At 66.7% G+C, this 24,941-nt stretch carries 21 protein-coding genes; 10 read left to right on the plus strand and 11 right to left on the minus strand.

Annotated features, from left to right (window positions below; translation table 11 throughout):
- Positions 1-47 precede the first annotated feature (47 nt).
- The 3 genes from AC3FOF_RS41575 (at position 48) to AC3FOF_RS41585 (ending at position 3,281) form a co-directional block, all read left to right on the plus strand.
- Positions 48-1,064: a Bug family tripartite tricarboxylate transporter substrate binding protein gene (locus AC3FOF_RS41575; protein WP_488729974.1), complete on the plus strand. Its 1,017-nt coding sequence runs from the start codon at positions 48-50 to the stop codon at positions 1,062-1,064.
- A 174-nt stretch (positions 1,065-1,238) separates the two neighbouring features.
- Complete coding sequence (locus AC3FOF_RS41580; RefSeq protein ID WP_488729975.1) at positions 1,239-2,234, plus strand: Bug family tripartite tricarboxylate transporter substrate binding protein; 996 nt, start codon at positions 1,239-1,241, stop codon at positions 2,232-2,234.
- A 111-nt stretch (positions 2,235-2,345) separates the two neighbouring features.
- On the plus strand, positions 2,346-3,281 hold the full coding sequence (locus tag AC3FOF_RS41585; RefSeq protein ID WP_276267213.1) for a 2-hydroxyacid dehydrogenase: 936 nt from the start codon (positions 2,346-2,348) through the stop codon (positions 3,279-3,281).
- Between the two features lie 123 nt (positions 3,282-3,404).
- Here the strand turns inward: AC3FOF_RS41585 and AC3FOF_RS41590 are convergent, their stop codons facing one another.
- The 5 genes from AC3FOF_RS41590 to AC3FOF_RS41610 all read right to left on the minus strand — a co-directional run bounded on the left by AC3FOF_RS41590 (position 3,405) and on the right by AC3FOF_RS41610 (position 9,205).
- Entirely contained in the window at positions 3,405-4,103 is a 699-nt protein-coding gene (locus AC3FOF_RS41590; RefSeq protein ID WP_488729976.1) for a hypothetical protein, read from the minus strand.
- A gap of 3 nt (positions 4,104-4,106) precedes the next feature.
- Positions 4,107-5,207, minus strand: a complete 1,101-nt coding sequence (locus tag AC3FOF_RS41595) for a S1C family serine protease (RefSeq protein ID WP_488729977.1) — start codon at positions 5,205-5,207, stop codon at positions 4,107-4,109.
- Between the two features lie 332 nt (positions 5,208-5,539).
- Positions 5,540-7,753: a TonB-dependent receptor gene (locus tag AC3FOF_RS41600; RefSeq protein ID WP_488729978.1), complete on the minus strand. Its 2,214-nt coding sequence runs from the start codon at positions 7,751-7,753 to the stop codon at positions 5,540-5,542.
- Positions 7,754-7,967: 214 nt separating this feature from the next.
- Positions 7,968-8,312, minus strand: a complete 345-nt coding sequence (locus tag AC3FOF_RS41605; protein ID WP_276267223.1) for a hypothetical protein — start codon at positions 8,310-8,312, stop codon at positions 7,968-7,970.
- Between the two features lie 197 nt (positions 8,313-8,509).
- Positions 8,510-9,205 carry a GntR family transcriptional regulator gene (locus AC3FOF_RS41610; RefSeq protein ID WP_276267224.1) on the minus strand — a complete coding sequence of 232 codons (696 nt, stop codon included), beginning with the start codon at positions 9,203-9,205 and terminating at the stop codon, positions 8,510-8,512.
- Between the two features lie 196 nt (positions 9,206-9,401).
- Between AC3FOF_RS41610 and AC3FOF_RS41615 the strand changes: the two genes are divergently transcribed.
- Together AC3FOF_RS41615 and AC3FOF_RS41620 are read left to right on the plus strand one after the other, a co-directional pair.
- On the plus strand, positions 9,402-10,826 hold the full coding sequence (locus tag AC3FOF_RS41615) for an amidase (RefSeq protein ID WP_488729979.1): 1,425 nt from the start codon (positions 9,402-9,404) through the stop codon (positions 10,824-10,826).
- A gap of 77 nt (positions 10,827-10,903) precedes the next feature.
- Positions 10,904-11,905 carry a tripartite tricarboxylate transporter substrate-binding protein gene (locus AC3FOF_RS41620; protein ID WP_017228745.1) on the plus strand — a complete coding sequence of 334 codons (1,002 nt, stop codon included), beginning with the start codon at positions 10,904-10,906 and terminating at the stop codon, positions 11,903-11,905.
- Between the two features lie 15 nt (positions 11,906-11,920).
- Here AC3FOF_RS41620 and ybiA read toward each other — a convergent pair whose 3' ends face one another.
- Positions 11,921-12,493, minus strand: a complete 573-nt coding sequence (gene ybiA / locus AC3FOF_RS41625; RefSeq protein WP_488729980.1) for a riboflavin biosynthesis intermediates N-glycosidase — start codon at positions 12,491-12,493, stop codon at positions 11,921-11,923.
- Positions 12,494-12,758: 265 nt separating this feature from the next.
- Here ybiA and AC3FOF_RS41630 point away from each other — a divergent pair, with 265 nt between their 5' ends.
- Positions 12,759-13,190 (plus strand): GNAT family N-acetyltransferase, encoded by a 432-nt coding sequence (locus AC3FOF_RS41630; protein ID WP_488729981.1) that lies wholly within the window; start codon positions 12,759-12,761, stop codon positions 13,188-13,190.
- 219 nt (positions 13,191-13,409) lie between these two features.
- Positions 13,410-15,137, plus strand: a complete 1,728-nt coding sequence (locus tag AC3FOF_RS41635; RefSeq protein WP_488729982.1) for a dipeptidase — start codon at positions 13,410-13,412, stop codon at positions 15,135-15,137.
- A 53-nt stretch (positions 15,138-15,190) separates the two neighbouring features.
- Here AC3FOF_RS41635 and AC3FOF_RS41640 read toward each other — a convergent pair whose 3' ends face one another.
- The 4 genes from AC3FOF_RS41640 to AC3FOF_RS41655 form a co-directional block, all read right to left on the minus strand.
- The gene (locus AC3FOF_RS41640) at positions 15,191-16,189 is read right to left on the minus strand and encodes a Bug family tripartite tricarboxylate transporter substrate binding protein (protein ID WP_488729983.1); all 999 of its coding nucleotides are present in this window, start codon (positions 16,187-16,189) and stop codon (positions 15,191-15,193) included.
- Positions 16,190-16,304: 115 nt separating this feature from the next.
- The gene (locus AC3FOF_RS41645; protein WP_488729984.1) at positions 16,305-17,471 is read right to left on the minus strand and encodes an acyl-CoA dehydrogenase family protein; all 1,167 of its coding nucleotides are present in this window, start codon (positions 17,469-17,471) and stop codon (positions 16,305-16,307) included.
- 31 nt (positions 17,472-17,502) lie between these two features.
- Entirely contained in the window at positions 17,503-18,711 is a 1,209-nt protein-coding gene (locus AC3FOF_RS41650) for a CaiB/BaiF CoA transferase family protein (RefSeq protein ID WP_017231224.1), read from the minus strand.
- A 9-nt stretch (positions 18,712-18,720) separates the two neighbouring features.
- Positions 18,721-19,497, minus strand: a complete 777-nt coding sequence (locus AC3FOF_RS41655) for an enoyl-CoA hydratase/isomerase family protein (protein WP_488729985.1) — start codon at positions 19,495-19,497, stop codon at positions 18,721-18,723.
- Positions 19,498-19,696: 199 nt separating this feature from the next.
- Here AC3FOF_RS41655 and AC3FOF_RS41660 point away from each other — a divergent pair, with 199 nt between their 5' ends.
- A complete protein-coding gene (locus AC3FOF_RS41660; RefSeq protein WP_488729986.1) occupies positions 19,697-20,518 on the plus strand; it encodes an IclR family transcriptional regulator in 822 nt (273 codons plus the stop codon).
- A gap of 32 nt (positions 20,519-20,550) precedes the next feature.
- Here AC3FOF_RS41660 and AC3FOF_RS41665 read toward each other — a convergent pair whose 3' ends face one another.
- Positions 20,551-21,642: a branched-chain amino acid aminotransferase gene (locus AC3FOF_RS41665; RefSeq protein WP_276267231.1), complete on the minus strand. Its 1,092-nt coding sequence runs from the start codon at positions 21,640-21,642 to the stop codon at positions 20,551-20,553.
- Positions 21,643-22,133: 491 nt separating this feature from the next.
- On the opposite strand from AC3FOF_RS41665, the gene AC3FOF_RS41670 reads away from it, so the two are divergent.
- Together AC3FOF_RS41670 and AC3FOF_RS41675 are read left to right on the plus strand one after the other, a co-directional pair.
- Complete coding sequence (locus AC3FOF_RS41670; RefSeq protein ID WP_488729987.1) at positions 22,134-24,068, plus strand: S8 family peptidase; 1,935 nt, start codon at positions 22,134-22,136, stop codon at positions 24,066-24,068.
- Positions 24,069-24,093: 25 nt separating this feature from the next.
- The gene (locus AC3FOF_RS41675) at positions 24,094-24,582 is read left to right on the plus strand and encodes a hypothetical protein (protein WP_488729988.1); all 489 of its coding nucleotides are present in this window, start codon (positions 24,094-24,096) and stop codon (positions 24,580-24,582) included.
- Positions 24,583-24,941 lie beyond the last annotated feature (359 nt).

Raw genomic sequence — 24,941 nt, forward strand, 5'->3', positions numbered from 1 at the left:
CTGCCCTCGCGATACGCGAGGGCAAGGCGGCCACCGATGGAGACAATATGCATCACTCGAAGCGACGCGCACTGCGCGGCGTGGCCGCACTCGGCCTGCTGGCCGCCGGCACCGCACTCGCCACCCTTGCCACCTTCAGCGCCGGCGCGCTGGCCCAGGACAAATGGCCGTCGCGCCCGATCACCTGGGTGGTGCCATTCGCGGCGGGCGGCTCGACCGACATCGTCGCCCGCACCATCGGCCAGGAGATTTCCAAGGCGTTGGGCCAGCCGGTGGTGGTGGAGAACCGCCCCGGCGCGGCCGGCGCGGTGGGCGCCGGCTATGTGGCGCGGGCCAGGCCGGATGGCTACACGCTGTTCGGCGGCACCATCAGCACGCATGCCATCAACCCCAGCCTGTACAAGAATCTCTCGTACGACCCGGTGAAGGACTTCGAGCCGGTCTGCCTGATCGCCTATGTGCCCAATGTGCTGATGGTCGATGCCAAGCTGCCGGTCAACAACGTGCAGGAGCTGATCGCCTATGCCAGGAAGCAGCCGGGCAGGCTGAGCTTTGCCTCCTCCGGCGCGGGCACCTCGACGCATCTGGCCGGCGAGCTGTTCGCCGAGACCATCAAGGTGCCGATGACCCACGTGCCGTACAAGGGCAGCCCGCAGGCGATACAGGATGTGGCCGCGGGTCTTGTTCCCTTTCTCTTCGACCAGCTGACCGCGGGCGACGCGATGATCAAGGCCGGCAAGCTGCGCGCGCTCGCGGTGACCTCGCCCAGGCGCTCCACGCTGGCGCCGAACGTGCCGACCATGGCCGAAGCTGGCGTGCCCGGCTTTGAAATGGTGTCGTGGCAGGCGCTGTACGCGCCGCGCGGCACGCCCAGGGAAGTGGTGCAGCGCCTCAACGCGGAAGTGGTGCGCGCGCTGAAACTGCCCGCCGTGCAGCAGCGGATGACGCAGCAGCTCGGCATGGAAGTGGTGGGCAGCAGCCCGGCCGAGCTGGCGGCGTTCATGGGCAAGGAGATCCCGCGCTGGGCCGAGCTGGTGAAGAAGTCGGGAGCGACGGCCAACTGATGCGGCACGCGTGATGGTTTGACAGTCATCGGGCTTGTCAGGCGGCGCTGGCGCATCGCGTCGGCCTCGATTGGCGCTTTACCAGCAGAGAAGTCCTGGCGCGGCAAGCGCTGCCCGGTGCATGCCGGCGATCCCCGGCGGCCGCCCATTGAACCGTATTCCTGGAGAGACACTATGCGCTCGTTCCATATCCCTTCGCTGCGCCGCCGCGCGGCACTGATCGCCCTGGCCGCCGGTGCCTGGGTAGCCACCGCGCAGGCCCAGCCGGGCGTGGCGTGGCCGGCCAGGCCGGTGACCATCATCCTGCCGTTCGCCCCGGGCGGCGGCACGGATGTGGGCACCCGCCTGGTTGCGCTGCGGCTGTCGCAGCTGTGGGGCCAGCCGGTACTGGTGGACAACCGGCCCGGCGCGGCCGGCAACGTGGGGCTGGACCTGGTGTCCCGCGCCAGGCCCGATGGCTACACCCTGGTGGCCGGCAATGTGGGCACGCAGTCCATCAATCCCACGCTCTACAAGAAGCTCAGCTATAACCCGGCAGCCTTCGTGCCCGTCAGCCTGATGGCGGAGCTGCCCTTCGCCCTGGTGGTCACGCCCGGCCTGCCGGCCAGGACGCCCAAGGAACTGGTGGCGCTAGCCAAGGCGCAACCGGGCAAGCTGAGCTTTGCCAGCTCCGGCAGCGGCGGCTCGCCGCACCTGTCGGCCGAGATCTTCAAGATTGCCACCGGCACCGATATGCTGCACGTGCCCTACAAGGGCGGCGGCGCCGCCATGACGGACCTGATGGCGGGCAACGTCGATATGCTGTTCGCCTCCATCCTGGAAACCGCCGGCCATGTGAAAGCGGGCAAGCTGCGCGCCCTGGCCGTGACCAGCAAGGTCCGCTCGCCCGCCATGCCGGATGTGCCGACTCTGGCGGAGGCCGGCATCGCCGGCGCGGAGTCAGGATCGTGGGTAGGCTTGCTGGCGCCGGCGGGCACGCCGAAGGAAATCGTCGACAAGATCGCCGCGGGCGTGAAGGAAGTGGTGGCCATGCCGGCGGTGCGCGAGCAACTGGTGGCGCAGGGCGCGATTCCCGTTGGCAGCACCCCGGCGCAGTTCGCGGACCTGATCGCCACCGACCGCAAGCGCTACGCGAAAATCATCCTGGACAACAAGCTCAGCGCGGACTGAAACCGGCAGCGCCGGAGCCCACTACCGCACTACCGCACTACCGCACCGCTGCACCACAGCACCACTGCACTACCGCCCTCCACTTCCGCACCATCGACCGGATCTCTCCCGATGAAACACCGCCTCCTCCAGCACGGACGCTTGCCGGCCCCCCTTGAAGCCAGCCTGGCCGAACACTACGACGTCCATCCGCTGTGGGCCGAGCCCGATCCCGCGGCCTTCCTCGCCAGCCGCGGCGGCGAGTTCGCCGCGCTGACCACGCGCGCCGCGATCGGCGTCGATGCCGCGACGATCGCGGCCATGCCGGCGCTGAAGGTCATTTCGAGCTTTGGCGTCGGCCTCGACAAGATCGATCTCGAGGCGGCGCGTGGGCGCGGCATCGCCGTCGGCTATACGCCGGACGTGCTCAACGACTGCGTGGCCGATACCGCCTTTGGGCTGCTGATGGATGTGGCGCGCGGCTTCAGCGCGGCCGATCGTTTTGTCAGGCGCGGCGAATGGCCAAAGGCGCAGTTCCCGATGACCACCCGCGTCAGCGGCAAGCGGCTCGGCATCATCGGCATGGGGCGTATCGGCCGTGTGATTGCCCGCCGCGGCTCCGGCTTCGACATGGAGGTCCGCTATCACAGCCGCCGCCCCGTGGCGGACGTGGATTACCGTCACGAATCCTCCCTGACCGAACTGGCGAAGTGGGCGGATTTCCTCGTCATCGCCACGGCCGGCGGGCCGGAAACCCGGCACCTGGTCAGCGCCGCCGTGCTCGAGGCGCTCGGCCCGCAGGGCTTCCTGGTCAATATCGCGCGCGGCACCGTGGTGGATGAAGCCGCGCTGGTGGACGCGCTGGTGCACCGGCGCATAGCCGGCGCCGGCCTGGACGTCTTTGAAAACGAGCCTCAGGTACCCGAGGCGCTGTTCGCGCTGGACAACGTCGTGCTGCTTCCGCATATCGCCAGCGCCACGCACGAGACCCGCAACGCGATGGCGGACCTGGTCTTCGAGAACCTGCAGAGCTTCTTCGCCAGGGGGGCCGTGAAGGCGGCGGCGTAGGGGCAAGCTCGCTGAACCACGGTCGCGGGCGAAGCCTCCTCCCGCCTGCGCTTCCCCCTTATCGCTATTGCCCCGGCGCCCCCTGTGCGTGCGCTCGCCAGGGAAAACCGCGCAGTACGCTTACTACTGCTTGGGCAACAGGTCCTGCAGGTCACGCAAGCTGGGAGCCTGGCTCGATGCCTGCGAAGAGCGTGCCGGCACGAGCGGCAGCCCGGCATTGCCCGGACGCGCCTTGGGAATGGCGGCTGGGTCCAGCCGGCCACCCTGGCCAAGCGTGATCTGGCTGCAGCCGGGGAATATGCCATCCTTCTTCAGGCTGTTGGTGATGTCGATTGCGAGCACCGCACCCCGCTCTTCAATGGGGATGGCAGTACCGCCGCGACTGAAGGAGAAATTGCCCCGCCACACGGCCCGGCTCTGTTTGACGTCCCTCAGCGTGGCGCCATAGTTGGCGGAAACGCGGCCGCCGCCGACGCCGTTGATGACGCCGCCTCCCTGGGTGATCGTCAGGATGGTGTCGGCGCCGAATGCATCGGCCCTGGCTAGCGGCCCGTTCACGTCCAGTTCCAGGCCCGATATCTCTTCAAAGCTGGTATTCGCCCCGCACTGCCTGGCAATCTGCTGGAACTTGGCACGAAACGCGCCGGAGAATTCCGCGCCCCAACCCATGCCGGCGCTGGAAATCACATACAAACGGGTCGGCCGCCCCTGATAGTCCATGGCGCGATTGGTAACCGCGACGGTGGGTGCCGCACAGGCGCTGACGAGCAGCGCCGCGAGAATCAGGATGGAGGCAAGCGAACCACGTGATACGCCACGCATTGCTCAGGATCCCTGTATCGAATAGGTTAAGAAATACCGGCTGGAAACCGATCGCATGGTATAGGTCTCGCCGTACCTGACGAGCTGGTAGCAATATTGCATGCCGATGAACTTGGGGTTGCCCATGTCGAAACAGACTTCGTTGCTCTCCGGCATAATGCGCCAGCGGCCGTCGGAATAGCCCCGCGTCTGCGTGTTGGTCACGCCGAAAGTCCCGTCCTGCTTGAAGTCGAGCTCAAGCGGCGTGCCATTTGGCGCGATGGCGACGATGCGCGTCAGCCTGGCAAAATGGCTGCTCAGCTCATCCCCGGATAGTCTTTGGCCCGGATCGGCGGCGGCGCTTGCCGGGCGGCCGGGGCTGGTGGCCGCTACCGCCGGCCCAGCGGCATTCTCGGCGCGGAACTTCTCCAATGCCACTTTTGCCCGCGCTGGCACCTCGGCGATCCACTCTGCCGGAATGGCGAAGTTCAGGTTCTGCGCATCGCGAACCGTGAGGTAAGGTATGCCGATCAGGCGGCCCTCGGTATCGAAAAGCCCGCCACCGCTGGACCCGCCTGAAATCGGGGCGCTGATCTGGATGCGCGACAGCTTGTCATCCCTGTCCCGATTCAGCGCTGCCACCAAGCCGTCGCTCAGGGTCAGCTCCATTCCCCTCGGGGAGCCGATGGCAAATACCCGCTGACCGACCTTCATCGTCGAAGCCGGCGCAATCTTGACCGCCGGGGCAACCAGACCCTTGGCGCGGATGATGCACAGATCCCGCTCCACGTCGGCATGCACGAGACGCGCCTCGTGCAGTGTGTTCTCATGCTTGATGGAGATGGACTTTCCCAGCGTCAGCACGTGGCAATTGGTGACGAGTTCCTCCTGCCCGATCACGACCGAGCTGCCGATCTTGATGCGCTGGCCCTGCGCGTTGTAGACGCTGACCAGCCAGATGCTGGGCGAGCGCTTTTCGTAGAGCTCGCCGGCGTCCATCGCCAGGCAGGACGCGGCGGACAGGAACCCGCCTATTAGCAACGCGATATGCCGGTGTAGCGTACTGGTCTTGAATGGGATTCCCATACCTGCTTTATTCTGACGCGTCGCTGCGATTGTTTTCACTTACCCCGCCCATGCGGTATCTGCTCGTGCAATGAGCGAGTCTCCCCGCCCCTTTTTAGGCAGCGCAAATAATAAGCGAAAGCATGATTCGCGCGCCAGCCTTTCGCAGTGGGGGCATTGTTTTAAAGTTAATTCATTTAAATGGCGTTTAATATGTATTTACGACATATCGGCCGATGGAGGCAAACACCTGCCCCGTTTCGCCAGCGCCTCGGTTTCCGGCTGCGCGCTCGCTTCTATGCCTGGAAGCACTGCGCGCCGCCGCGGCTTGTCGCCGGCCCGATCGTGCCGGCCGGCGGCGCCGCAATCGCCGGCGCGCCGGCTCAGCGCACTCAGAACGGCTTGGACAACGCCACGTAGAAGCTGCGCCGCGGTGCGTACTGCGGCGCGCCCACGCCGATGCCGGTGCCGTCGCGCAGCTGGTAGTTGCGGTCGAACAGGTTGATCACCGTGAGGCGCACCTTGAATTTGCCGATGACCGGCGTATCGAAGGTGCGGCCCACGCCAACATTGACCTGGAAGTAGGCCGGCAGGTGCTGGATATTGGCGAAGCCATTGCGCAGGCCGCTGCCGAACAGCGCATCGGCGCTGAGCAGCGTGCCGCGCCACAGGTAGGAGGTGCCCACCGAGGCGGCCACGGTCTGGTCGTGGTCGAGATGGACCCAGTTGCTGGCGATATAGGCCAGCTCGTCCGCGCCGAAGTGGAACTGGCCGGTTTCGACGCCCTTGGCCAGGGCCCGCGAAATGCCCACGTTGGCATAGGCGGCGAAGCTGCCCTGCCGGTAGTTGGCCGAGCCTTCCAGGCCATAGATCCTGCCCTGGTCGTAGTTGAACGAGGAAAAGATCAGCGCATTGCCGAACTGGCCTTCGTCCTGCAGGTGGCGCACCTTGCGATAGTAGGCGTCGAGGCCCAGGGTCAGGTTGCGCGTGGCCTGGTGAGAGACGCCGAGATCGAAATAGTCCGAGCGCTCCGAGCGCACCGCGGTGTTGGCGTTCGAAGGCAGGGCGTTGGTGGTGCCGGCGAAGCTGGTCACCGATGTGGTGTCGATCTTCTCGGTGGCCGGCGGCGTGAAATACCGCGCATAGCCCGCGTGAAGGCGCGTGACGTTGCTCAGCTCGTAGGTCAGACCCAGGCGCGGGCTCAACTGCTGCTCGCTGACCACCGTATTGACGTGGTCGTAGCGCGCGCCGTAGTTGACCGTCAGCTTGTCGGTGGCCTTCCACTCGTCTTGCAGGTAAAAGCCCAGCGTGGTGCCCGTATTGCTGGTGTTGTCCACGATGGAGAACGGCACGCCGCTGGTCTGGTTGCCGTTGGCATCGGCGGGCAGCACGCTGGAGGTGTTGTCGACGCCGTAGCGCTCGCGCTGCATAAACAGGCCGGAGCGCAGCGTATGGCTGGCGTTGAGTATATAGCTGCCATCGGCCTGCACGCCGTAGGCTTCGTTCCGGCGCGTGATCCTCGCCGCCACGCCGTTGTAGGCCAGGTCGCCGATGGGATCGGGCATGTAGTCGACGCGGCTGGTGCGGTGGAACAGCGACACCTGGTAGTCGAACGCGGCCGATACCTTGTTCTGGAACGAGAGGATCTGGAAGTCGGTCTTCTCGCGCTGGCTCGCGTTGAGCGCATCCGACGCGGGCGTGGCCACGCCGTCGATGGTGAACGAGGGCGTGAGCCCTGGCCGGTTCGGAATCTGGAAGCGGTTGTCGGCGCTGCCGAACATGAAGCTGAGCCGGCTATCCGCATTGATCAGGTACGACAGCATGCCGAAGGCCTTGCCCTGGTCGGTATGGTCGTGGATGGCATTGCGCCCGGATGCCGGGTTTTCGATGCCGAGGTTGTTCTCGGTGAAGGAGCCGCTCAGGAAATAGCTCCACGGCCCCTTCGCCCCCTGCACATAGCCATTCGCCTCGTGGTCGGCATGGCTGCCGAACACCGTCCCGATCTCGCCGCCGAAGGCCTTCGGTTCGCCCTCCTCGTCCGTGGCCGCGCCCTTGGTGCGTATGTCGATGATGCCCGCCGTGCGGAAGCCGTACTGCGCCGGCAGCGCGCCGGTGATCAGCTTGATTTCGTCGGCGAAGCGCGTATCGAGCATCTGGCCGAAGCCGCTGATGGGCTCGGGAATGATGACGCCGTTGATGCGGTACTGCAGGTTGGCATGATCGCCGCGCACGTGCAGCTGGCCGAAGGAGTCCTGCACCACGCCCGGCGCCTGCAGCAGGACCTGGTTGAGCGGCGTGTTCTCCCCCTGGGGCAGCGCCTTGATGTCGTCGCTGTCGAAACGGTAGACCGAACTGCCGGTATCGGGCGACAGGGCATTGCGCACCGTGTCGAGACGCTTGGCGGTCACCACGACGGCGTTCAGCGCCTTGGTGTCGCCTGACGGCGCCGGTTGTGCCGGTTGCGCAGATTGCGCAGATTGCGCCGGCGCGGCGGTATCCGCCGGCGGGGAGGAAGAGGTGCCCGGCGCGGACGATTGCGCGTGGACGGAAACGGCGAGCGCCGACGCGGCGCCGGCCGCAATGGCTCGAAGCTTGAAACTGGACATGGCAATGCCTCTGACTGTTCTTGTGGTGTCGCGCGGGACGTATCGGACGTATCGGAACGTATCGGAACGTATCGGAACACGGTGGCCCGCGCCAATGCACGCGCAAGGCGCCGTCAGGAGGAGACGAAGCGGTCCCGGCGGATCGCGCGGCAGCCGCCGGTGGAAGTCACCGGCAAGGCCGCATCACGACGCCAGGCGCATCCGGACGGCGCCTTCAAGCGGGTAAGCCACTGGCCAGAGGGGGGCCACGGCTGCGGGGCGGCGGCGAGAAGACCGGACAGACATGCCGCTCGGCGAGCAGCGGGTAATGCCAGCGCCGTCCGCTGGCGAGCACCAGCCAGCAGCAGGCCAGCGCCGGTATCGCCACCGCGGCGGCGGCGAAGGCCAGGCATTGCAGGCAGGCATCGTGGCCCGGCCCGCACTGCTCCGTATCCGCTGGCGCCGCGCAAGGGTTCTCCGCCGGCTGCGCATGGAGGTGCGACAGCGAATGAATAGCTCCCGCCGCCTGACCGAAGAGCAGGAAAGCACTAAGCAGAAGGGCTAGGGAGCGGCGCCACATGAGATGGCTGCGAGGACAAGGACCGGGGGCCGTCGACGGCCCGGTTATCTACAGTTGCAACAGTGTTGCGAGTGTGCCATCAGGGTGTGCCGGAAGTAAAGCCGAGACTGCACGTGCGGCGCATTTGCGCGCGCGCCAGCGCACAGAACGGGGCAGGCGCGGCGTGCCAGTGATGCGCACGGCACCCTGCCCCCGGCTCAGGCGCTGGCGATTGCCGCGGCGTCGCCGGTGGCCGACTGCGCCAGGGTCCTGAGCCGGGCCATCGAGTTCCGGATATGCAGGCGGGCAAGATGCTCCGCCTGGTCGGCATCCGCGCGCTCGATGGCCGCCACGATCTGCTCGTGCTCCCCGATGGCGGCAAGGGCGCGGTCCTTGGCGAACAGGATCCGCGGCGCAAACACCTGGGACGTCATGTGCACGATAGGCACCTGCCGCGCCAGGTACTCGTTGGCCGCCAGGCCGATGATGGCGGTATGGAACTCCACATTGGCCGCCGTATAGACCTCGGGCAGCCAGGGCTCGAGGCTGCCCCGCTGGGTGTCGATCACCGCGCGCAGCGGCGCGCCGGCCAGTTCGCTGGCGCGCGACGCGGCCAGGCGGGCGGCCAGGCCGTCGATCACCTCGCGCAGCTCGTAGGCGTCCATCAGTTGCCTGAAGTCCGCGCTGACCACGGTGACGCCGCGCGCGGTCTCCGCGCTCACCAGGCCTTCCCGCTCGAGAATGCGCAAGGCCTCCCGCAGCGGCGTGCGGCTGATCTTCAGGTCCTCGGATATCTCGACCTGCCGCAGCGGCTTGCCCGGCGGATAGACGCCGCGGTAGATGCGCTGGCGCAGCACCTGCGCGACTTCCTCGACCAGCCGCACCCGTCCCTGCCATTCGAATGTTTCTGTCATTTGCCTTTCGCCCCTCCCCTATGAGCGCAGGGTAATCCCGGTAGGTTGGCGCAGTTTACAAGGGCTGCCCTCGGGTCTACTATAGCCGCAAACACTGGATTCTGGATCCAGAAACCAAATCTGCACCGGACGACGCCGAGTGACTTGCAAGGCGCCGCACCCAGCCCCCGATACGTTTTTCCGGAGACGCCCGCCCATGAGCGATGCGTTGTGCTTTCTGTCCGCCGCCGAGCTTCACGCCCGTATCGCGCGCAAGGAAATCTCGCCCGTGGAGATCACGCAAGCCGTGCTCGACCGGGCCGCGCGGCTGCAGCCAGCGCTGAACTGCTTCATCACGCTGTGCGCGGATAAAGCCATGGCCGCGGCGCGCGAGGCGGAACAGGCGGTGATGGCGGGCAAGCCGCTCGGCCTGCTGCACGGCATCCCATTCACCGCCAAGGACCTGGTCAACACCAAGGGCGTGCGCACCACCTTCGGCGTGGCGCCGTACCGGGACAATGTGCCGGACCACGATGCGGTGTCCGTCGCGCGCCTGCGCGAGCACGGCGCCATCCTGATCGGCAAGACCACCACGCCGGAGTTCGGCTCCAAGTGCCTGACCGATTCCCCCCTGTTTGGCCGCACGCGCAATGCGTGGAGCGGCGAGCGCACCAGCGGCGGGTCGAGCGGCGGCGCGGCGGTTGCCGTGGCCAGCGGCATCGCGCCGCTGGCGGTCGCCACCGACGGCGGCGGGTCCACGCGGATCCCGGCGGCATGCAATGGCGTGGTCGGCATCAAGCAGAGCAACGGCGTCATCCCCCACAGCCAGGCGCAGGACCTGTTCGGCAACCAGACCTATGTCACGCCCACCACGCGCACGGTCGCGGATACCGGCCTGATGATGCAGGTCATGGCCGGCGAGCATGCCTGCGACCCGTGGTCGATCGGCCTGCCGAAGCAGGACTACGCCGGCGCGGCGCGCCCGCAAGGCGACCTGCGCGGCAAGCGCATCCTCTATTGCCTGGCCCCGCCGGGGCGCCCGGTCTCGGCCGGGGTGGCACGGGCCTTCCAGGCCAGCCTGTCGAAGCTGGCCGGGCTGGGCGCGGAGCTGGAAGAATTCTCCGGCGACGGCTTCGACGTGGAGCCCATCTGGCGCGCCATCAACCATACGGTGTGGCGCGCGCGCTTTGCCGCCGTCGCGGCGGAACACGGCGACCAGCTCAGCGCCACCTTCCTGAAGCAGGTGGCGTCCGCCGCCCAGGTCAGCGGCGTGGAATACCAGCAGGCGATGTTCGATCGCTCGAAGCTGTTCCTGCGCGTGCAGGCCCTGCTGCAGCGCGGCGACCTTCTTGCCATGCCGACGCTGACACGCACGGCGCTGCCGATCGGGCAGGACCTGTTCGGCACCATCGACATCGACGGCCAGTCCTTCGAAAACGTGCGCGCGCACTGGTTCCCGTGGACCATGCCGTTCAATATGACCGGCCATCCCGCCATCAGCCTGCCCTGCGGCTTTGACGGCGACGGGCTGCCGATCGGCTTCCAGCTGGTGGGGCAGTTCCGCGGCGACGCCGAACTGCTCCGCGTGTCGGCGCTGTTCGAGGCCGCGCACGGGCTGCTTGACCAGTGGCCGCAGCTTTGATGGCGCAACCCTGTTTCGACACCGGGCTTCGCCGTGATCCGGCCTCCCCTCTTTCATCGACCGTAACCGCATCCGCCATGACCCACGCATCCCGCCGCAAACTCGTGCTCAACACCCTGGCGCTCTCGGCCTGCGCCGTGGCGGTCCTCGCCCTGCCCCGGCCGGCAGCGGCGGCGGACCCGGATGCCCCGATGCATATCATCGTGGGCTACGCGCCCGGCGGCGCGGCGGACAGCCTCGCGCGGATCTACGCCGAGCAGTTGCGCCAGGACGGGCACGGCACCGTCATCGTGGAAAACCGGCCAGGTGCGTCGGCGCGGCTGGCGCTGGACTACGTCAAGCGCGCCAAACCGGACGGCAAGACCGTCTTTATCGGGCCCTCGCCGCTGTTCACCATCTTTCCGCTGACCTACAAGAAGCTGGGCTATGACGCGGACAAGGACCTGGTGCCCGCCGCGGTGCTGACCGATGTGCCCACCGCGGTCGCGGCCGGCGTGCAGCAGCCGTACAAGAATATGAAAGAGTACGTCGAATGGGCCAGGCGCAATCCCAACAGCGCCAGCCTGGGCCTGGCGACCATCGGCAGCGCCGGGCATCTCGGCACGGTGGCGCTGGGCAAGGCCGTCGGCGTTCCCATCACGCCCGCCGCCTATCGGGGCGCGTCGCCGATGCTGGTCGACGTCATCAGCGGCACGGTATCGATCGGCTGGGATGCGGTGGCCAGCATGATGTCGCTGTACAAGGGCGGCAAGCTGCAGTTCCTCGGCGTCAGCGGCACGCGGCGCGCCAAGGCACTGCCGGAAGTGCCGACCATGAAGGAGCAGGGCTTCAGCCAGTACGAGTTCGCGACGAGCTGGTACGGCGCCTTCCTGCCCGCCGGCACGCCGCCGGATGTGGTCGCCAAGGTGGAGAAGATGTTCATCGCAGCCTCGGGCAATGCCTCGACCGCCGCCAAGCTGGAGGTCCTTGGGCTTGAAGTGGCCGCCAGGCCGGGACAGGAGGCACGGCACCGCATCCAGGTGGAGCGCGCCGCCTGGAAGCCCATCGTGGAGGCGACCGGCTTCGTCGCCGAGGACTGACCGGGACGCTGCGCGCTAACGCGCCGGGCCACGCCTGAGCGTTTCGCGCGCGGCCATCAACGCAAACCCGAGCAGGTTGGGCCCCCGCCATTGCTCGGGGTTTTCCGCGCGGGGATCGTCGGCGGCCAGCCCGATGCCCCAGACGCGGTCCACCGGGCTGGCCTCCACCAGCACGCGCCGCCCGGTGCCGAGCAGGTAATCGGCAAGCGCCGGGTTCTGGCGGAATTTTTCGATATTGCCCTGTGTCACCAGGCCAAGGCACGCTGCATTCCAGCGCGCCGCGTCGAAGCCGCGCACCTCGCGGCCCACCTGCTTCGCGGCGGCGGGAGAAGGCGCCGCCAGGATCCGCGCCAGGGCCGGCTCATCGCCGAACAGCCGCGCCTTGCCAGCCATCATGAAATGCTCCGCGCTGGCGAACGCCTGCCCATCCACGCTGAACCGCGCAGGCCACCACTGCGACAGGCATTCCTTGCCCACCGCGGCGCCGGCCTTGCCCCTGTGCCCCCAGAAGAACAGGTAGGCGGGCCGCAGGCCTCGCCGGAAGGCGCTGATCAGGGAGGCGTGGTCATGGATATCGGGTTGGGTCATGGCAAGCTGGTGCAGGTCAATGCAGGTCAATGCGGGTCAATGCGGGTCAATGCGGGTCAATGCGCTCCGGCATGGCCGGAACTGGCGTGAGCCGAATAGTATCGCCCCCGTCGCAGGCACGCGTCAAAGCGTACCGCCCAACCAGCCGCCGGCCAGCCCCAAGCGATAGTCCGCCATCGAGCTCGTCATCGCCCTCCTTCCCCCATGGCAGCGTGCGGTTTCGATGCTAGAGTCTTGCCAGCACTTCCCGGCCCCGGAGCGGAAAATGGATAGGAGCAAGCCTGAAATCGTCGTGACCGACCGGATCGACGAAGAGATGGAGGCGGTGATTGCCAGCGGCCTCGATCGCTTCAATGAAATGCGCGCCGGATATGGAGACAGGCGGCCGCTGGCGGTGGTCGTCAAGGATCCGCTCAGCGGACGGACGCTCGGTGGCGCGGCAGGCCGCTCGTCGCTGGGCCTGCTTTTCCTCGAGCTGTTCTACCTGCCGGAATCGCTGCGCGGCTCCGGCCTTGGCACGCGGATACTGAAGGCGTTCGAAGACGAAGGGCGACGGCGCGGCTGCCGTTCCGCCGTGCTCTACACCATCAGCTTTCAGGCGCCGGCGTTCTACGCGCGCAATGGCTGGCGCAGCTTTGGCGAGATCCCCTGCGACCCGCCGGGTACCAGCCGGGTCTTCATGACAAAGATGCTTTAGCGCCCGCGCGGCCCCGCCGCCAGCCAATAGCGACGGGACGGTGCGAACCTGGGGCAAGATGCGCATATTGGTGCGCGCCTGCCATTTCGACAAGAATGGGGCCTCACCGGCAGGCATGAGTTCGACCATGTCGTAACCCGGGCAAACCCGCGCATCCACGGAATTGCGCCAGCCCCCCGACTCGTGCGAACATCGCCTGTTTTTTTGGGGGCATCGCCCATGAAACGCGCATCACTGGCCGCACCGCTACTCCTGCTCTCGCTGATCCTGAGCCAGCCGGCGGCCGCAAGCACGCTGAAGAAGCCTGAACTCGACGCGCTCGTCGCCTCCGGCGCGGCCAATCCGCCAGCCGGCTTCGGCGCCTTCCTGAACGCTGCGGTCAAGGCAAACCCGTCGCTCGCGGGCAGTGTCGACGCGTATCGCCGGCACGCCGCGCTGAGCGGCGACGATCTCACCAATATCGGCCGCCTGCTCGGCGTGTACAACCGTCTGCACAACCAGCAGGCGGCAATCTCCGCCATCGAACGGATGGTGGCCTTGCGCACCGTGCGCGACGACAGGATTCCCCAGCACGAGAACCCCGCCATCATCGCCTTCGGCAAGCTGGTGGAAGGCATGGCAAAGGACTTCGGCCTCACGTTCCGCAACGTGGATAACCGGGTGTTCGAGGTCACGCTGCCGGGCCGGGGCAAGGATGAGTTCGGCCTGCTGACCCACGCCGACGTGGTGCCCGCGACTGCGGAAGAATGGGTGCTGGACGACGGCACGCGGCTCGATCCGTTCAAGGTCACGCGCGTGGGCGATTATCTCTACGGCCGTGGCACCATCGACGACAAGGGCTCGATCGCCACCGTGCTGTATGCGATGAAAACCGTGAAGGACAGCGGCCTGCAGCTCGACCGCACCATCCGCCTGATGATCGAGACCACCGAGGAAACCGGCGGTGACGGCATGAAGTACTATCGCGAGCACACCACGCTGCCCGAGTACAACATCGTGCTGGACAGCAAATACCCCGCCGTGGTGGCCGAGAAAGGCTCGGGCAGCCTGAAGGTGTTCTTCCCGGTACAGGCCACCGATGGCAAGACCACCGCCATCGTCGCCCTGAGCGGCGCCGCAGCCGCCAATGCCGTGCCGCAGAGCGCGGCCGCGCAGCTCAAGGGCGGCGACCTGGGCGCCGTGCGCGCCCGGCTGGAGGCCGCACGCGCGGCCTTCATCGCCAGGTACGCGCCGCAAGGCAGGTTCGCCATCGATATCGGCCAGGGCGCCAGCGCCGACAGCCTGCAGGTGAAGGTCACCGGCACCTCCGCCCATGGCTCGCGCCCCGAGGAAGGCGTCAACCCGCTGCCGCGCCTGGCGCTGTTCCTGCAGGAGTCCGGCGTGGCGCTGGCGGACAACCACTACGCCCGGGCGGTGAAGTACCTGAACGACCTGTACGGCACCGGCTACCTGGGCGAGAAAATGGGCGTTGCCTACAAGGACGATTTCATGGGTCCGCTCACCATGTCTCCCAACCTGGTCCGCGAGAAGGACGGCCAGCTGGAAGTCACCGCCAATGTACGCATGCCGCGCGGCAGCACGCCGCAGGCGCTCACCAGGGCAGTGGCCGACAAGATCGGCGCCTGGGCCAGCGCCAACCACGAGACGGTGACCATCAGCCATGAACAGGGCGACTGGATGGCGCGCGACCCCAAGGGCGCCTGGCTGTCCACGCTGCTCAATATCTTCGGCGACACCACCGGGCTGGAATCCAGGCCGGTGCCCACCGCGGGCAGCACCACGGCCAAGCTGATGCCGAACGCCATCAACTTCGGCCCGGCCATGCCCGGCAAGAAGTACACCGCGCACAACGCCAAGGAGTACAAGGAAGTCGCCGACCTCGACCTGGACATGCAGATGTTCACCGAGATGCTGATCCGCATCGGCGACCTGAAGTCGATGCAATAAGGCAATAAGGCCATAAGGCAACAGGGCTGCGGCTGGCAGCGCCTGGTCCGGTGCTACTGCAACTCGATCTTCGCGATCGCCGCCAGCCGCTTCCAGCGCGCTATCTCCTCCTTCTGATAGTCGCGAAGCTCCGCTGGCGTGGACAGGATCAGCGAGGTGGACTGGCGCTGGTAGTACTCCTTGACATCGTCGGCAGCCCCGGCCCGGGCGAACAGTTCGCCAAGGCGTTGTGCGATGGCCGCAGGTGTCTTGGCGGAGACCGCCGCCGCCACCCAGTTATAGGCCAGGAAGTCCGGCACGCCGGCCTCGGCCGCGCTCGGCACGCCCGGCAGCAGCGGCGAGCGCTGGGGCGCCGTGTAGGCCAGTGCGCGCACCCTTCCGCCCTTGACCAGTTCGATCGCACCGCTGGCGTCCACCACGGCGAAGTCCACGCTGGCGGCCATGACGCCGTTGATCGCGTCGCCCGCGCCCTTGTACGGCACGCCCGTGGTCTTCATGCGGCTTTGTTCGTTCAGCCATTCGCTGTAAAGCGTGTATGACACCGAGCCGGTGCCGTAGTTGAGCGCGCCGGGCCGCTTGCGCGCATCCTCCACCAGCGCCGTGAGCGTGTGGTAGGGCGAGTTGGCCGGCACGATGATCAGGCATGGCCCGCGCGACAGCAGCGTGATGGGAGTGAAGTCGGTCAGCGGGTCGTAGGGCAGCTTGCGGAAGGTGGCTGCATTGGTGGAAAGCGTGGAGTTGCTGCCGATAAACACCGTGTATCCGTCGGCTGGCGCGCTGAGCAGGGTCTGCACGCCGATGAAGCCGTTGCCACCCGGCTTGTTCTCCACCACTACGCCCTGCCCTGTCAGCTCGCCTATCTTCTTGGCGAACATGCGGGCCGTCATGTCGGTACCGCTGCCGGACGGGAACGGCACGATAAAGCGGATCGGCCGGCTGGGAAAGGCTTGCGGCTGCGCCCACGCGGCGAACGGAACGCTGGCCAGGCTAGCCGCGGCTGCGCCGGTAAGGATGGCGAAGCGGCGCCGGGAACGGTTCACGGGTCGGGTCATGTTGTCTCCTTGGTCTTCCGCCTGGCAGTGGGTTCCGCCAGTCCGGGTGCGTCAGTGATTCAGTGATTCAGGGATTCAGGGATTCAGGGATTTCGTCATCCGCTTTTGCAGCGGGCTAGCGCTTGAGACCGAGCAGATCCCGCGCGATGACCCATCGGTGCACTTCGGACGGGCCTTCGTAGATGCGCATCAGCCGCGTCTCGTTGGCCATCTGCTGCAGGGGCATTTCCTTTGTCATGCCCATCGCGCCAAAGGCCTGCATGGCGTGGTCGATCACGTCCCAGGCCATTTCCGTGGCGAACACCTTGATCATCGAGACTTGGGTGCGCGCCTCCTCGCCGGCGTCGATGCGCGCGGCGGCCTCGTAAGTCATCAGCCGGCATGCATGGATGCGGGTGGCGGCATCCGCCACCCACCACTGGATGGCCTGCCGGTCCGCCAGCGCGGCGCCGAAGGTGCGGCGCTGCGGCGCGTACTCACACAGCATGTCGAGCGCGCGCTGGGCGCGGCCAATGCACCAGGCCGCCATCTGCACGCGCCGGCTGGACAGCCGTGCCTGCATCGGCGCGAAGCCCTGCCCTTGCGCCCCGAGCATCTGCGTGTGCGCAATGCGGCAGTCTTCCAGCACCACCTCGTAGGTGGAGGCGCCGCCGATCATGGGGATGCGCCGTTCCACCTTGAAACCGGGCGTGCCGCGGTCGACCAGGAACGCGGAGATGCCGCCGCGCGCGCCGCGCGTCTTGTCGGTCACGGCCATCACGATGGTCCAGTCGGCGCGGGCAGCGCGGCTGATCCAGATCTTGCGGCCGTTGAGCACCCAGTCGTCGCCGTCGCGTTCGGCGCGGGTGGTCATCATGGCGGGATCGCCGCCGGCGCCGGGCTCGGAAATGGCGATCGCGGAAATGGTCTCGCCACGCGCATACGGCTCCAGGTAGCGCGCACGCTGGGCCGCGTCGGCGGTCTTGAGCAGCATGCGCAGGTTAGGCGAATCGGGCGGCAGATCGTAGGGCGTGATGGTCTTGCCCAATTCCTCGTTGACGCCGACCATGGCCACCACCGGCAGGTCGGCGCCGCCCATCTCGGCCGGCGCGTCCAGGCCCCACAGGCCCAGCTCGCGCGATAGGGTGTCCAGCTTGTCCTGCTCCGGCGGCAGCAGCGTGAGCTGGCCGCCCTCCGCCTCGCGGGCCAGTACGCCCGCTTCGAGCGGGATCAACTGCTCGCGCACAAAGCGCCCCACCAGGTCCTTGAGCATCTGGTGCTCTTGTTCCAGTACGAAGTTCATGCAATGTCTCCTTTATTGTCTGCGTGCCGCGTCAGCCGGCGTCACGGCTGCCCGCTACCTGGGCGATTTCTTCAGGGGCCAGCCCGGCTTCGCGCAATACTTCGGCGGTGTGCTCGCCCAGCGTGGGCGCGTGGCGGCGCAGCGACAGCGGTGTGGCGGAGAAGCGCGCCGTGGGCCGCATCTCGCGCAACGGGCCCTCGGTGGGATGCTCGGTCTGCTGGAACAGCCCGACCGCTTCCAGGTGCGGGTGCGCCGGCAATTCGTCGGGCGTGTAGATTGGCGTGGCGGGAATATCCAGCGTCTCGAACAGCGCCATCCACGCCGCCGTGGTGCGGCTCGGCGTGATCTGCGCGAGATGCTGATACAAGGCGCGGATGTGGGCATTGCGCTGCGCGCGGCTGGCGATGTTGTACTTGTCGGCGAGGTCGTCGCGGCCCACGGCGTGGAAAAAAGCTTTCCAGTGGCGGTCGGTGTATGGAAGCGCGCAGATCCATCCGTCCGCGGTCTGCGCCGGCCGCCGCCCGCCCTGCAGCAGGCGCGCATAGCCGGCTGCGCCGGTGGCGGGCTCGAAGGTCAGCCCGGCCAGGTGCTCGGCCATGACGAAGCTGGCCATGGTTTCCAGCATCGGCACCTCCACCGCTTGCCCGCTACCGTGGCGCTCGCGATGCAGCAGCGCGGCCATCACCGCGTTGGCCAGCGCCATCCCGGTGGTCTTGTCGGCGATCAGGCTGGGTACGTATTCGGGCCGGCCGCCGGCGGCGGAGCCCAGCGACACCAGCCCGCAAGCGGCCTGGATGATATCGTCGAAGGCCGGCTTGTCGCGGTGCGGGCCGTCCTGGCCGAAGCCGGTGGCCACGCAGTAGACGATGCGCGGGTTCAGCGATGCCACCGCGGCATAGCCGAAACCCAGCCGCTCGATGGCGGCCACGCGCATATTGTGGATCAGCACATCGGCGCCGGCGATCAGGCGGCGCAGCGCCGCCCCACCCGCGGGCGTCTTCAGATCCAGCACCACGGAGCGCTTGTTGCGGTTGAGCGCCAGGTAGATCGAACTCATGCCGGCGTTGCGCGACACGCCGTTGGCGCGCATGAGATCGCCTTCCGGCCCTTCGATCTTGATGACGTCCGCGCCCAGGTCAGCCAGCGATTGCGTGGCCAGGGGGCCCAGCACCACCGAAGTCAGGTCGAGCACGCGAATGCCCTCGAGCGGGCCGGCGCAGATGGGTGTCTGTTGTTGCATGCAGCCCCCTCAGCGGCGCTGGAAGACCGGCGCGCGGCGCTCGGCCATGGCCGCGACGCCCTCGCGGAAATCCGCAGTGGCGAACTGCACGCGCTGGATGGCCAGTTCACGCTGGTTGGCCGCCACGATGCGGTCGGCCAGACCCAGGCGCAGCGTCTCGCGCGTGCTTTCGACAGCCAGCGGCGCGGAGGCCGCGATATCGTGCGCGAGCGCGAGCGCGCGGGCACGCACCTCGGCCTTCGCCACCAGTTCGTCGGCAAGGCCGATGCGCACGGCTTCTTCGCCATCGATGCGCCGGCCCGTGTACAGCAGCAACGCGGCCTGCTGCTCTCCCACCAGGCGCGGTAGCGTCACGCTCATGCCAAAGCCGGGGTGGAAGCCGAGCCGGTTGAAGCTGGCGCTGAAGCGCGCTTCGCGGCATGTGACGCGAAAATCCGCCACCAGCGCCAGGCCCAGCCCCGCGCCGATCGCGGCACCTGCAACAGCCGCCACGATGGGCTTGCGGTTGCGGTACAGCTTCATGGCCTGCGCGTAGAAGGCCGATGGATCGCGCGAGACGCTGCCCTGGCCGGCGCCGCTGAAATCGGCCCCGGCGCAGAAGGCGCCCACACCCGACGACAGCACCACGGCGCGGCAGCTATCGTCGGCGTCGAGTTGCAGCAGCGCGTCGGCCAACCGGCGCATGACGTCGGCGTCGACAAAGTTATGGGGCGGGCGGGAGATCTCGATCTGCGCGACATGCTGGTCGCGTGTCAGGACGATTTCAGGGGGGGATGCGGAGGTCATGGCGACCGGCTCCGGGAGGTGGAAAGGCACCCAGTATTCGCCGACGTGCGTTGCCGCGCTACACTACAATTTCGAATACCGAAATTATGCTGCGCTGCCCGGCCAGACCGGCGAGACTGCCGCCAACCGCTTGCCTGATTCCCAACCCCGCTCTGGCGCCGATCCCCGCCTGGCCTTCCAACCGGATTCCAGCACCAACATGCCTTCGACCCGCGAGCTCACCCACAGTACCGGCCGCTTTACGCGCCAGACCGAAGGCAGTCAGTCGCTCGAACGCGGCCTGCTGCTGCTGCGCGCGTTTCGCGTCGGCTCTTCCAGCCTGACCAATGCCGAGCTGGCCGCTCGCACCGGCCTGCCGCGTCCCACGGTCAGCCGCCTGACGCGCTCGCTGGTGGACAGCGGCTTCCTGCGCTATGACACCACCGAGCGCGCCTACCGGCTGGCGGCCGTGGTGGTGAGCCTGGCGGACGCCTTCCACCAATCCACCGCCGTGCCCAATATCGCGCTACCGTTGATGCGCGAGATCGCCGAGGCGGAGAAGGTCAATGTCGGGCTGGCCGTGCCCGACCAGACGGCCATGGTCTACCTGGCCGCGGTGCGCCACAGCGGCGACAGCGTGTCGCGCACCCGGCGCGTGGCGCCTGGGACGCGGATTCCGATGGAACTGACCTCGATCGGCATGGCGTGGCTGGCCGCGGTGCCAGCGGGCTTGCGCGACCATTTCCTCGCGCGGATCGAGGCAAGGGCCGGCGACGAGTGGCCGGCCGTGCACAAGGAACTGTCGAGTGGCATAGCCCAGGCCCAGGCGCAAGGTTATTGCACCGCCAACTACCAGCCGGGCCACCTCACCGCCGTCGGCGCGGCGTTCCGCGGGCCGGACCACCAGTGGTATGGACTCAATATCAGCTTCCCGCACAAGCCCAGCGAAAAACCACGTGACGTGGCGCGCTATGCGCCGCTGCTGCTCGGTCTGATCGAGAGGATCAGCGTGTCATGCGGGGTGGACGACGGCGTGGAATAAGCATGACGGCGGGCGGCCTGCGCGGGGAACGCTTACAAATCGACGTGATGGACCCAGCCGGCAGGGCCAGCGGCCTGGTTGCGCTGAATCTCCACCAGCCGCTCCCTCAGCACCTTGACGGTGTGGCCGGCGGCCCCGTCCCCGATCGCAAAGCGCGTGCGCGCGGACCGTACTTCGCCGATGGCCACCAGCGTCGCCGCCGTTCCGCAGACAAAGGCCTCGGCCAGGCGTCCGCTGTGGGCATCCGCCTCCCACTCGGGGTACGAGTACCGGCGCTCTTCCACCGTCATGCCCATCTCCCTGGCCAGTTCGATCACGGAAGCCCGGGTGATGCCCGGAAGAATCGAGCCGCTAAGGGGAGGCGTGACCAGCGTGCCATCGTCCATCACGAAAAAGATATTCATGCCACCGAGTTCCTCCACCCAGCGGTGCTCCGCGGCATCCAGGAAGACCACCTGGTCGCATCCGTTCGCGGTAGCCTCGCTCTGCGCGACCAGGCTGCCGGCATAGTTGCCGCCGCACTTTGCCTCGCCGGTGCCACCGGGCGCCGCGCGCGTGTAGTTCTCGGATACCCAGACGGAGACGGCTTTGTCGCCGCCCTTGAAATACGGGCCCACCGGGCAGGCGATCACACAGAAAATGAACTCGGAGGCGGGCTTGATGCCGAGGAACACCTCGTTTGCAAACATGAAGGGACGCAGGTAGAGACTGCCCGAGCCGTGCGGCACCCACGCCTGGTCGACGCGCACCAACTGCTCGATCGCTTCCAGGAAGAGCGATTCCGGCAACGCGGGCATGGCCATACGCTTGGCCGACGCCTGGAAGCGGCGCGCATTCTCGAGCGGGCGGAACAGCGTCACGGCGCCATCCGCGCCGCGAAAGGCCTTCATGCCCTCGAAGATTTCCTGGCCATAGTGGAGCACCGAGCACGCCGGATCGATCGAGAACGGCTTGCGTGCGGTCACCTTGGCGTCCTGCCAACCCTGTCCTTCGCGCCAGGTGATCGTCACCATATGGTCGGTGAAGACGCGGCCGAATGCGGGGTCGCGCATCAGTGCATCCCGGGTGGCCGCGTCGAGCGCGTTCGGATTGGGTTCGAGGCTGAAAGTGGTTTGTTGCGTCATGGGCGCGAGTCTTCCTTCGCTGGCGTTGGGGGATTGGCAGCAGGGTAAACACCGCTGCATGCCGCTGGCGTGGCACGTGGCTTTGCGTGACATCCGGGGTACCGATGATCGCATGCTGGGGCGCAGCTTGTCTTCAATGTCATTGGGCCAACCTGGCTCGGGTGGATTGCCCTGCCTTCGCCGTGAGACGGAGCGTCGTATTTTCTGAGACGCAGCGTCAAGTGACGAAACGATAACCCTGCAAGAATTCCGGGCAGGCTGCGGGCAGGCTGCGGGCATGCGCTCACGCGTCAGGAAGCGCGCATTCCCGGGCCCGCGCGGACAGTACGTCCGGATGGCAGGCATGGGACGCTTGCCGGCGCCGGCCGCGCAAGACCGGATCACCCCGAGGGGTCCCGATAACAACAGCGCTGCAAAACTCGTGTCCGGCGAAAGCCACGCGCCGGCGCAAGCCATAACTCGAATAACTCGATTTCGAAACCGGGGAAGTCATGCTAAAAACAGGAACAAGATCCATCTCGCTGGCGCTGCTGGCCACGGCCGCGCTCGCCGCGTGCGGAGGCGACAGCCCGGAGAACGCGGGCACGAGCGCCCAGACGCCCGCCACGCCATCTCCCGCGCCCACGGCATCCACCTGCGCCGAAACCGGCGTCGATGCGAAGTTTGCCTGCCAGACCGGCGCCACCGAGCCGCTCTACGTCTACCAGTGGGCGCTCAAGCAAGCCACCAGCTTCTTCAAGTCATTCTCCGGCGTGGCGGATGGCACCACCGATCTCAACGTCGAGCCCGTCCACGCCGCGGGCATCAAGGGCCAGGGCGTCAACGTCCTGGTGCTCGACGACGGCGTCGATATCGACAATGAAGACCTGGCCGCCAATGTGAACCGGTCGATGACTTACAACTTCGACGACGGCACCAACAATCCCACGCCCGCCGATGTTCCGGCCAATATCGACGAGGCGCATGGCACGCATGTCGCCGGCATCATCGGCGCGGCGCAGAACGGCAGGGGCGTGATCGGCATCGCCCCCCGCAGCACCCTGGGTGGCGCGCGTTACATCGGCGCGGCCAATGCGGATACGGTGAAGGCCTACGGTGGCGCCGACTGGTCGAAGCACGCCCATGTCATCAATGCATCCTACGGTGAGAATCCCCCCGAGCCCAACGAATACGATACGGAAACCGGGCAGCAGTCCGTGATCCGGGCCTTCCCCAACCTGAGAAACGGCAAGGGCCTGGTGATGGTGAAGGCATCCGGCAACGAGTACGAATACGTCTATGACAAAGCAAGCAGGTTCTGTCCTGCCATCGGCGGCATCACGGGAATCGTCAGTTGCGAGAATCCCGCCAACGACACGGAAGCACTCGAACCCGGGGTCATCGTGGCGGGCGCGGCCAATGCAAAGGGCATCAAGGCAAGCTACTCCAACGCCGGGGCGGTGAACTGGATCACGGGACTCGGCGGTGAACGCGGCGACCAGGGGCAATACGGAGAAACCGGATCCGGGCCAAAGATCTTCTCGACCGACCTGACTGGTTGCGCCAGGGGCTATAGCCGCGATTTCCTCGAGCTGACCAATGCATTCTCCATTGGCGGCACCGCGACCAACAAGAAAGAGAACGCGAACTGCGACTACGCCAGCATGAACGGCACCTCGGCGGCGACTCCCACCATTACCGGGGTCGTTTCCCTGATGCTGGCAGCCAACCCGAACCTGACGTGGCGGGATGTCCGCGACATCCTGCGGCTGACCGCGCGCAGGATCGATCCGGATTACGGGTCACGCGACAGCCGCAATCTCCGGGTCGACCTGAGGACGGGAACACTGACCGCCAGCCAGGATGCCGGCCTCGCGGATGGCAGCCCGACCGCGCGGCTGGACTTTGGCTGGCAAAGGAATGCGGCGGGCAATGACTACTCCAACTGGTACGGCTTCGGCCTCGCCGACGCCGCGGCCGCGGTCCGGATGGCTAAGACGTACAGCAGCTACAAGGCGGCAGCCCTGTCCATTCCCGCCTTTACCAAGGCCTTTGCCGACAACGCGCAACTCAGGTATGGATCGGTCCAGAAGCTGGGGCAGTTCACCGTCAGCGGCAACGACAAGGTCGATGCCCTCCAGCTCAGGCTGAGCGGCTCGATCTGCATCGGCAGCGTTGGATTCTTTGTCAGATCGCCCTCCGGCACGATATCCGCGCTTGCCGTCCCCTACAACAGCTATTACGGCACGGGGGTCCCGGAAGTGAAGAACTATGGTCTCGGCAGTTACGCGTTCCATGGCGAGAACGCCGCCGGGAACTGGGAAGTGTATGCCGTCAGCGCAATGCCGGCAGGCACGTGCAACAGTTTCATACCGGAATCCGATGGCGTCAGCGTCAAGCTCGGCAAGCCCCTGGCCGTCGAATACCGTGTGATAGCCGCGAAATAAGGCGTCGAGGAAAATGATGATGAATATGAAACTGTCCTTCCAGGCCCTCCTGTGCGCAACTGCGATGTCCGCCAGCCTGGCTGGCCATGCGGGATCGTCCACCTATGTGGCCGGGCAACGGCTGTCGCCCGCCGAGCTGGCGAAGCTTTCGGGCACGGCTACCGTTCGCCTGGGCAGCCAGTCGTTCCGGACACTGCCGGGCCCGGCCACGACGAAAAGCCTGGACACCGCGGCGAACGCAGCGACGCTGGTCGTGAATGAACGCGGTGTGGTTGGCGAGAGCCGCAACGAAGTGCTGGTCTCGCAGGTGGCGACTCAGGATGTCCGGCAGAAACTCGGCAAGCTCAGCCACCCCGCGGTCTCGGCAGAGTACTTCGACCACATGAACCTCAGCAAGCTGAAGTTCGCCACGTTCCAGGATGCGGTCAACGCCAGGGATCAGCTCAAGACGCTGCTTGCGCCGGACGCCGGGGTCGATGTCCCGATCCGGTACGGCAAGCCCAGGGTGCGCTGACCGGGCCGGGGCAATGGCCTTGCCTGCCTGAATTTCGTCGTGGGCGCGGGGCGGCCCCGGATTTGAGGTGCTCGGCCACAAACCGGGACCACTGCGCCCACCACGAATCCGCAAAGCCGGCAAGCCAAGGTGGCGCTTTATTTTGGTTGTTTTTCTTTAAGAGCGGGTAAATATAGATTCATGAATTGGAGTTTTCCTAGTTATAGGTTTTTTATGAAATCTGATTTAGGATTGCAGGGCCTAAAGGCGGAGTGGCGTCAGGCTCTTGGGCACATGGAGGTGTCACTTTTCTTTACTCGTAAAGAAAAGTAACCAAAAGAAAGCGACCCCTTGCAGGGGGGCTGGCTTGTCGGGCTTGG

It is taken from the genome of Cupriavidus sp. 96C5-1 (assembly GCF_057798855.1).

Bases quoted from the DNA above. Each gene is read 5' to 3' on its own strand.
- AC3FOF_RS41575 (WP_488729974.1), top strand. From the start codon at position 48: ATGCATCACTCGAAGCGACGCGCACTGCGCGGCGTGGCCGCACTCGGC.
- AC3FOF_RS41580 (WP_488729975.1), top strand. From the start codon at position 1,239: ATGCGCTCGTTCCATATCCCTTCGCTGCGCCGCCGCGCGGCACTGATC.
- AC3FOF_RS41585 (WP_276267213.1), top strand. From the start codon at position 2,346: ATGAAACACCGCCTCCTCCAGCACGGACGCTTGCCGGCCCCCCTTGAA.
- AC3FOF_RS41590 (WP_488729976.1), bottom strand. From the start codon at position 4,103: ATGCGTGGCGTATCACGTGGTTCGCTTGCCTCCATCCTGATTCTCGCG.
- AC3FOF_RS41600 (WP_488729978.1), bottom strand. From the start codon at position 7,753: ATGTCCAGTTTCAAGCTTCGAGCCATTGCGGCCGGCGCCGCGTCGGCG.
- AC3FOF_RS41605 (WP_276267223.1), bottom strand. From the start codon at position 8,312: ATGTGGCGCCGCTCCCTAGCCCTTCTGCTTAGTGCTTTCCTGCTCTTC.
- AC3FOF_RS41610 (WP_276267224.1), bottom strand. From the start codon at position 9,205: ATGACAGAAACATTCGAATGGCAGGGACGGGTGCGGCTGGTCGAGGAA.
- AC3FOF_RS41615 (WP_488729979.1), top strand. From the start codon at position 9,402: ATGAGCGATGCGTTGTGCTTTCTGTCCGCCGCCGAGCTTCACGCCCGT.
- AC3FOF_RS41620 (WP_017228745.1), top strand. From the start codon at position 10,904: ATGACCCACGCATCCCGCCGCAAACTCGTGCTCAACACCCTGGCGCTC.
- ybiA (WP_488729980.1), bottom strand. From the start codon at position 12,493: ATGACCCAACCCGATATCCATGACCACGCCTCCCTGATCAGCGCCTTC.
- AC3FOF_RS41630 (WP_488729981.1), top strand. From the start codon at position 12,759: ATGGATAGGAGCAAGCCTGAAATCGTCGTGACCGACCGGATCGACGAA.
- AC3FOF_RS41635 (WP_488729982.1), top strand. From the start codon at position 13,410: ATGAAACGCGCATCACTGGCCGCACCGCTACTCCTGCTCTCGCTGATC.
- AC3FOF_RS41640 (WP_488729983.1), bottom strand. From the start codon at position 16,189: ATGACCCGACCCGTGAACCGTTCCCGGCGCCGCTTCGCCATCCTTACC.
- AC3FOF_RS41645 (WP_488729984.1), bottom strand. From the start codon at position 17,471: ATGAACTTCGTACTGGAACAAGAGCACCAGATGCTCAAGGACCTGGTG.
- AC3FOF_RS41650 (WP_017231224.1), bottom strand. From the start codon at position 18,711: ATGCAACAACAGACACCCATCTGCGCCGGCCCGCTCGAGGGCATTCGC.
- AC3FOF_RS41655 (WP_488729985.1), bottom strand. From the start codon at position 19,497: ATGACCTCCGCATCCCCCCCTGAAATCGTCCTGACACGCGACCAGCAT.
- AC3FOF_RS41660 (WP_488729986.1), top strand. From the start codon at position 19,697: ATGCCTTCGACCCGCGAGCTCACCCACAGTACCGGCCGCTTTACGCGC.
- AC3FOF_RS41665 (WP_276267231.1), bottom strand. From the start codon at position 21,642: ATGACGCAACAAACCACTTTCAGCCTCGAACCCAATCCGAACGCGCTC.
- AC3FOF_RS41670 (WP_488729987.1), top strand. From the start codon at position 22,134: ATGCTAAAAACAGGAACAAGATCCATCTCGCTGGCGCTGCTGGCCACG.
- AC3FOF_RS41675 (WP_488729988.1), top strand. From the start codon at position 24,094: ATGAAACTGTCCTTCCAGGCCCTCCTGTGCGCAACTGCGATGTCCGCC.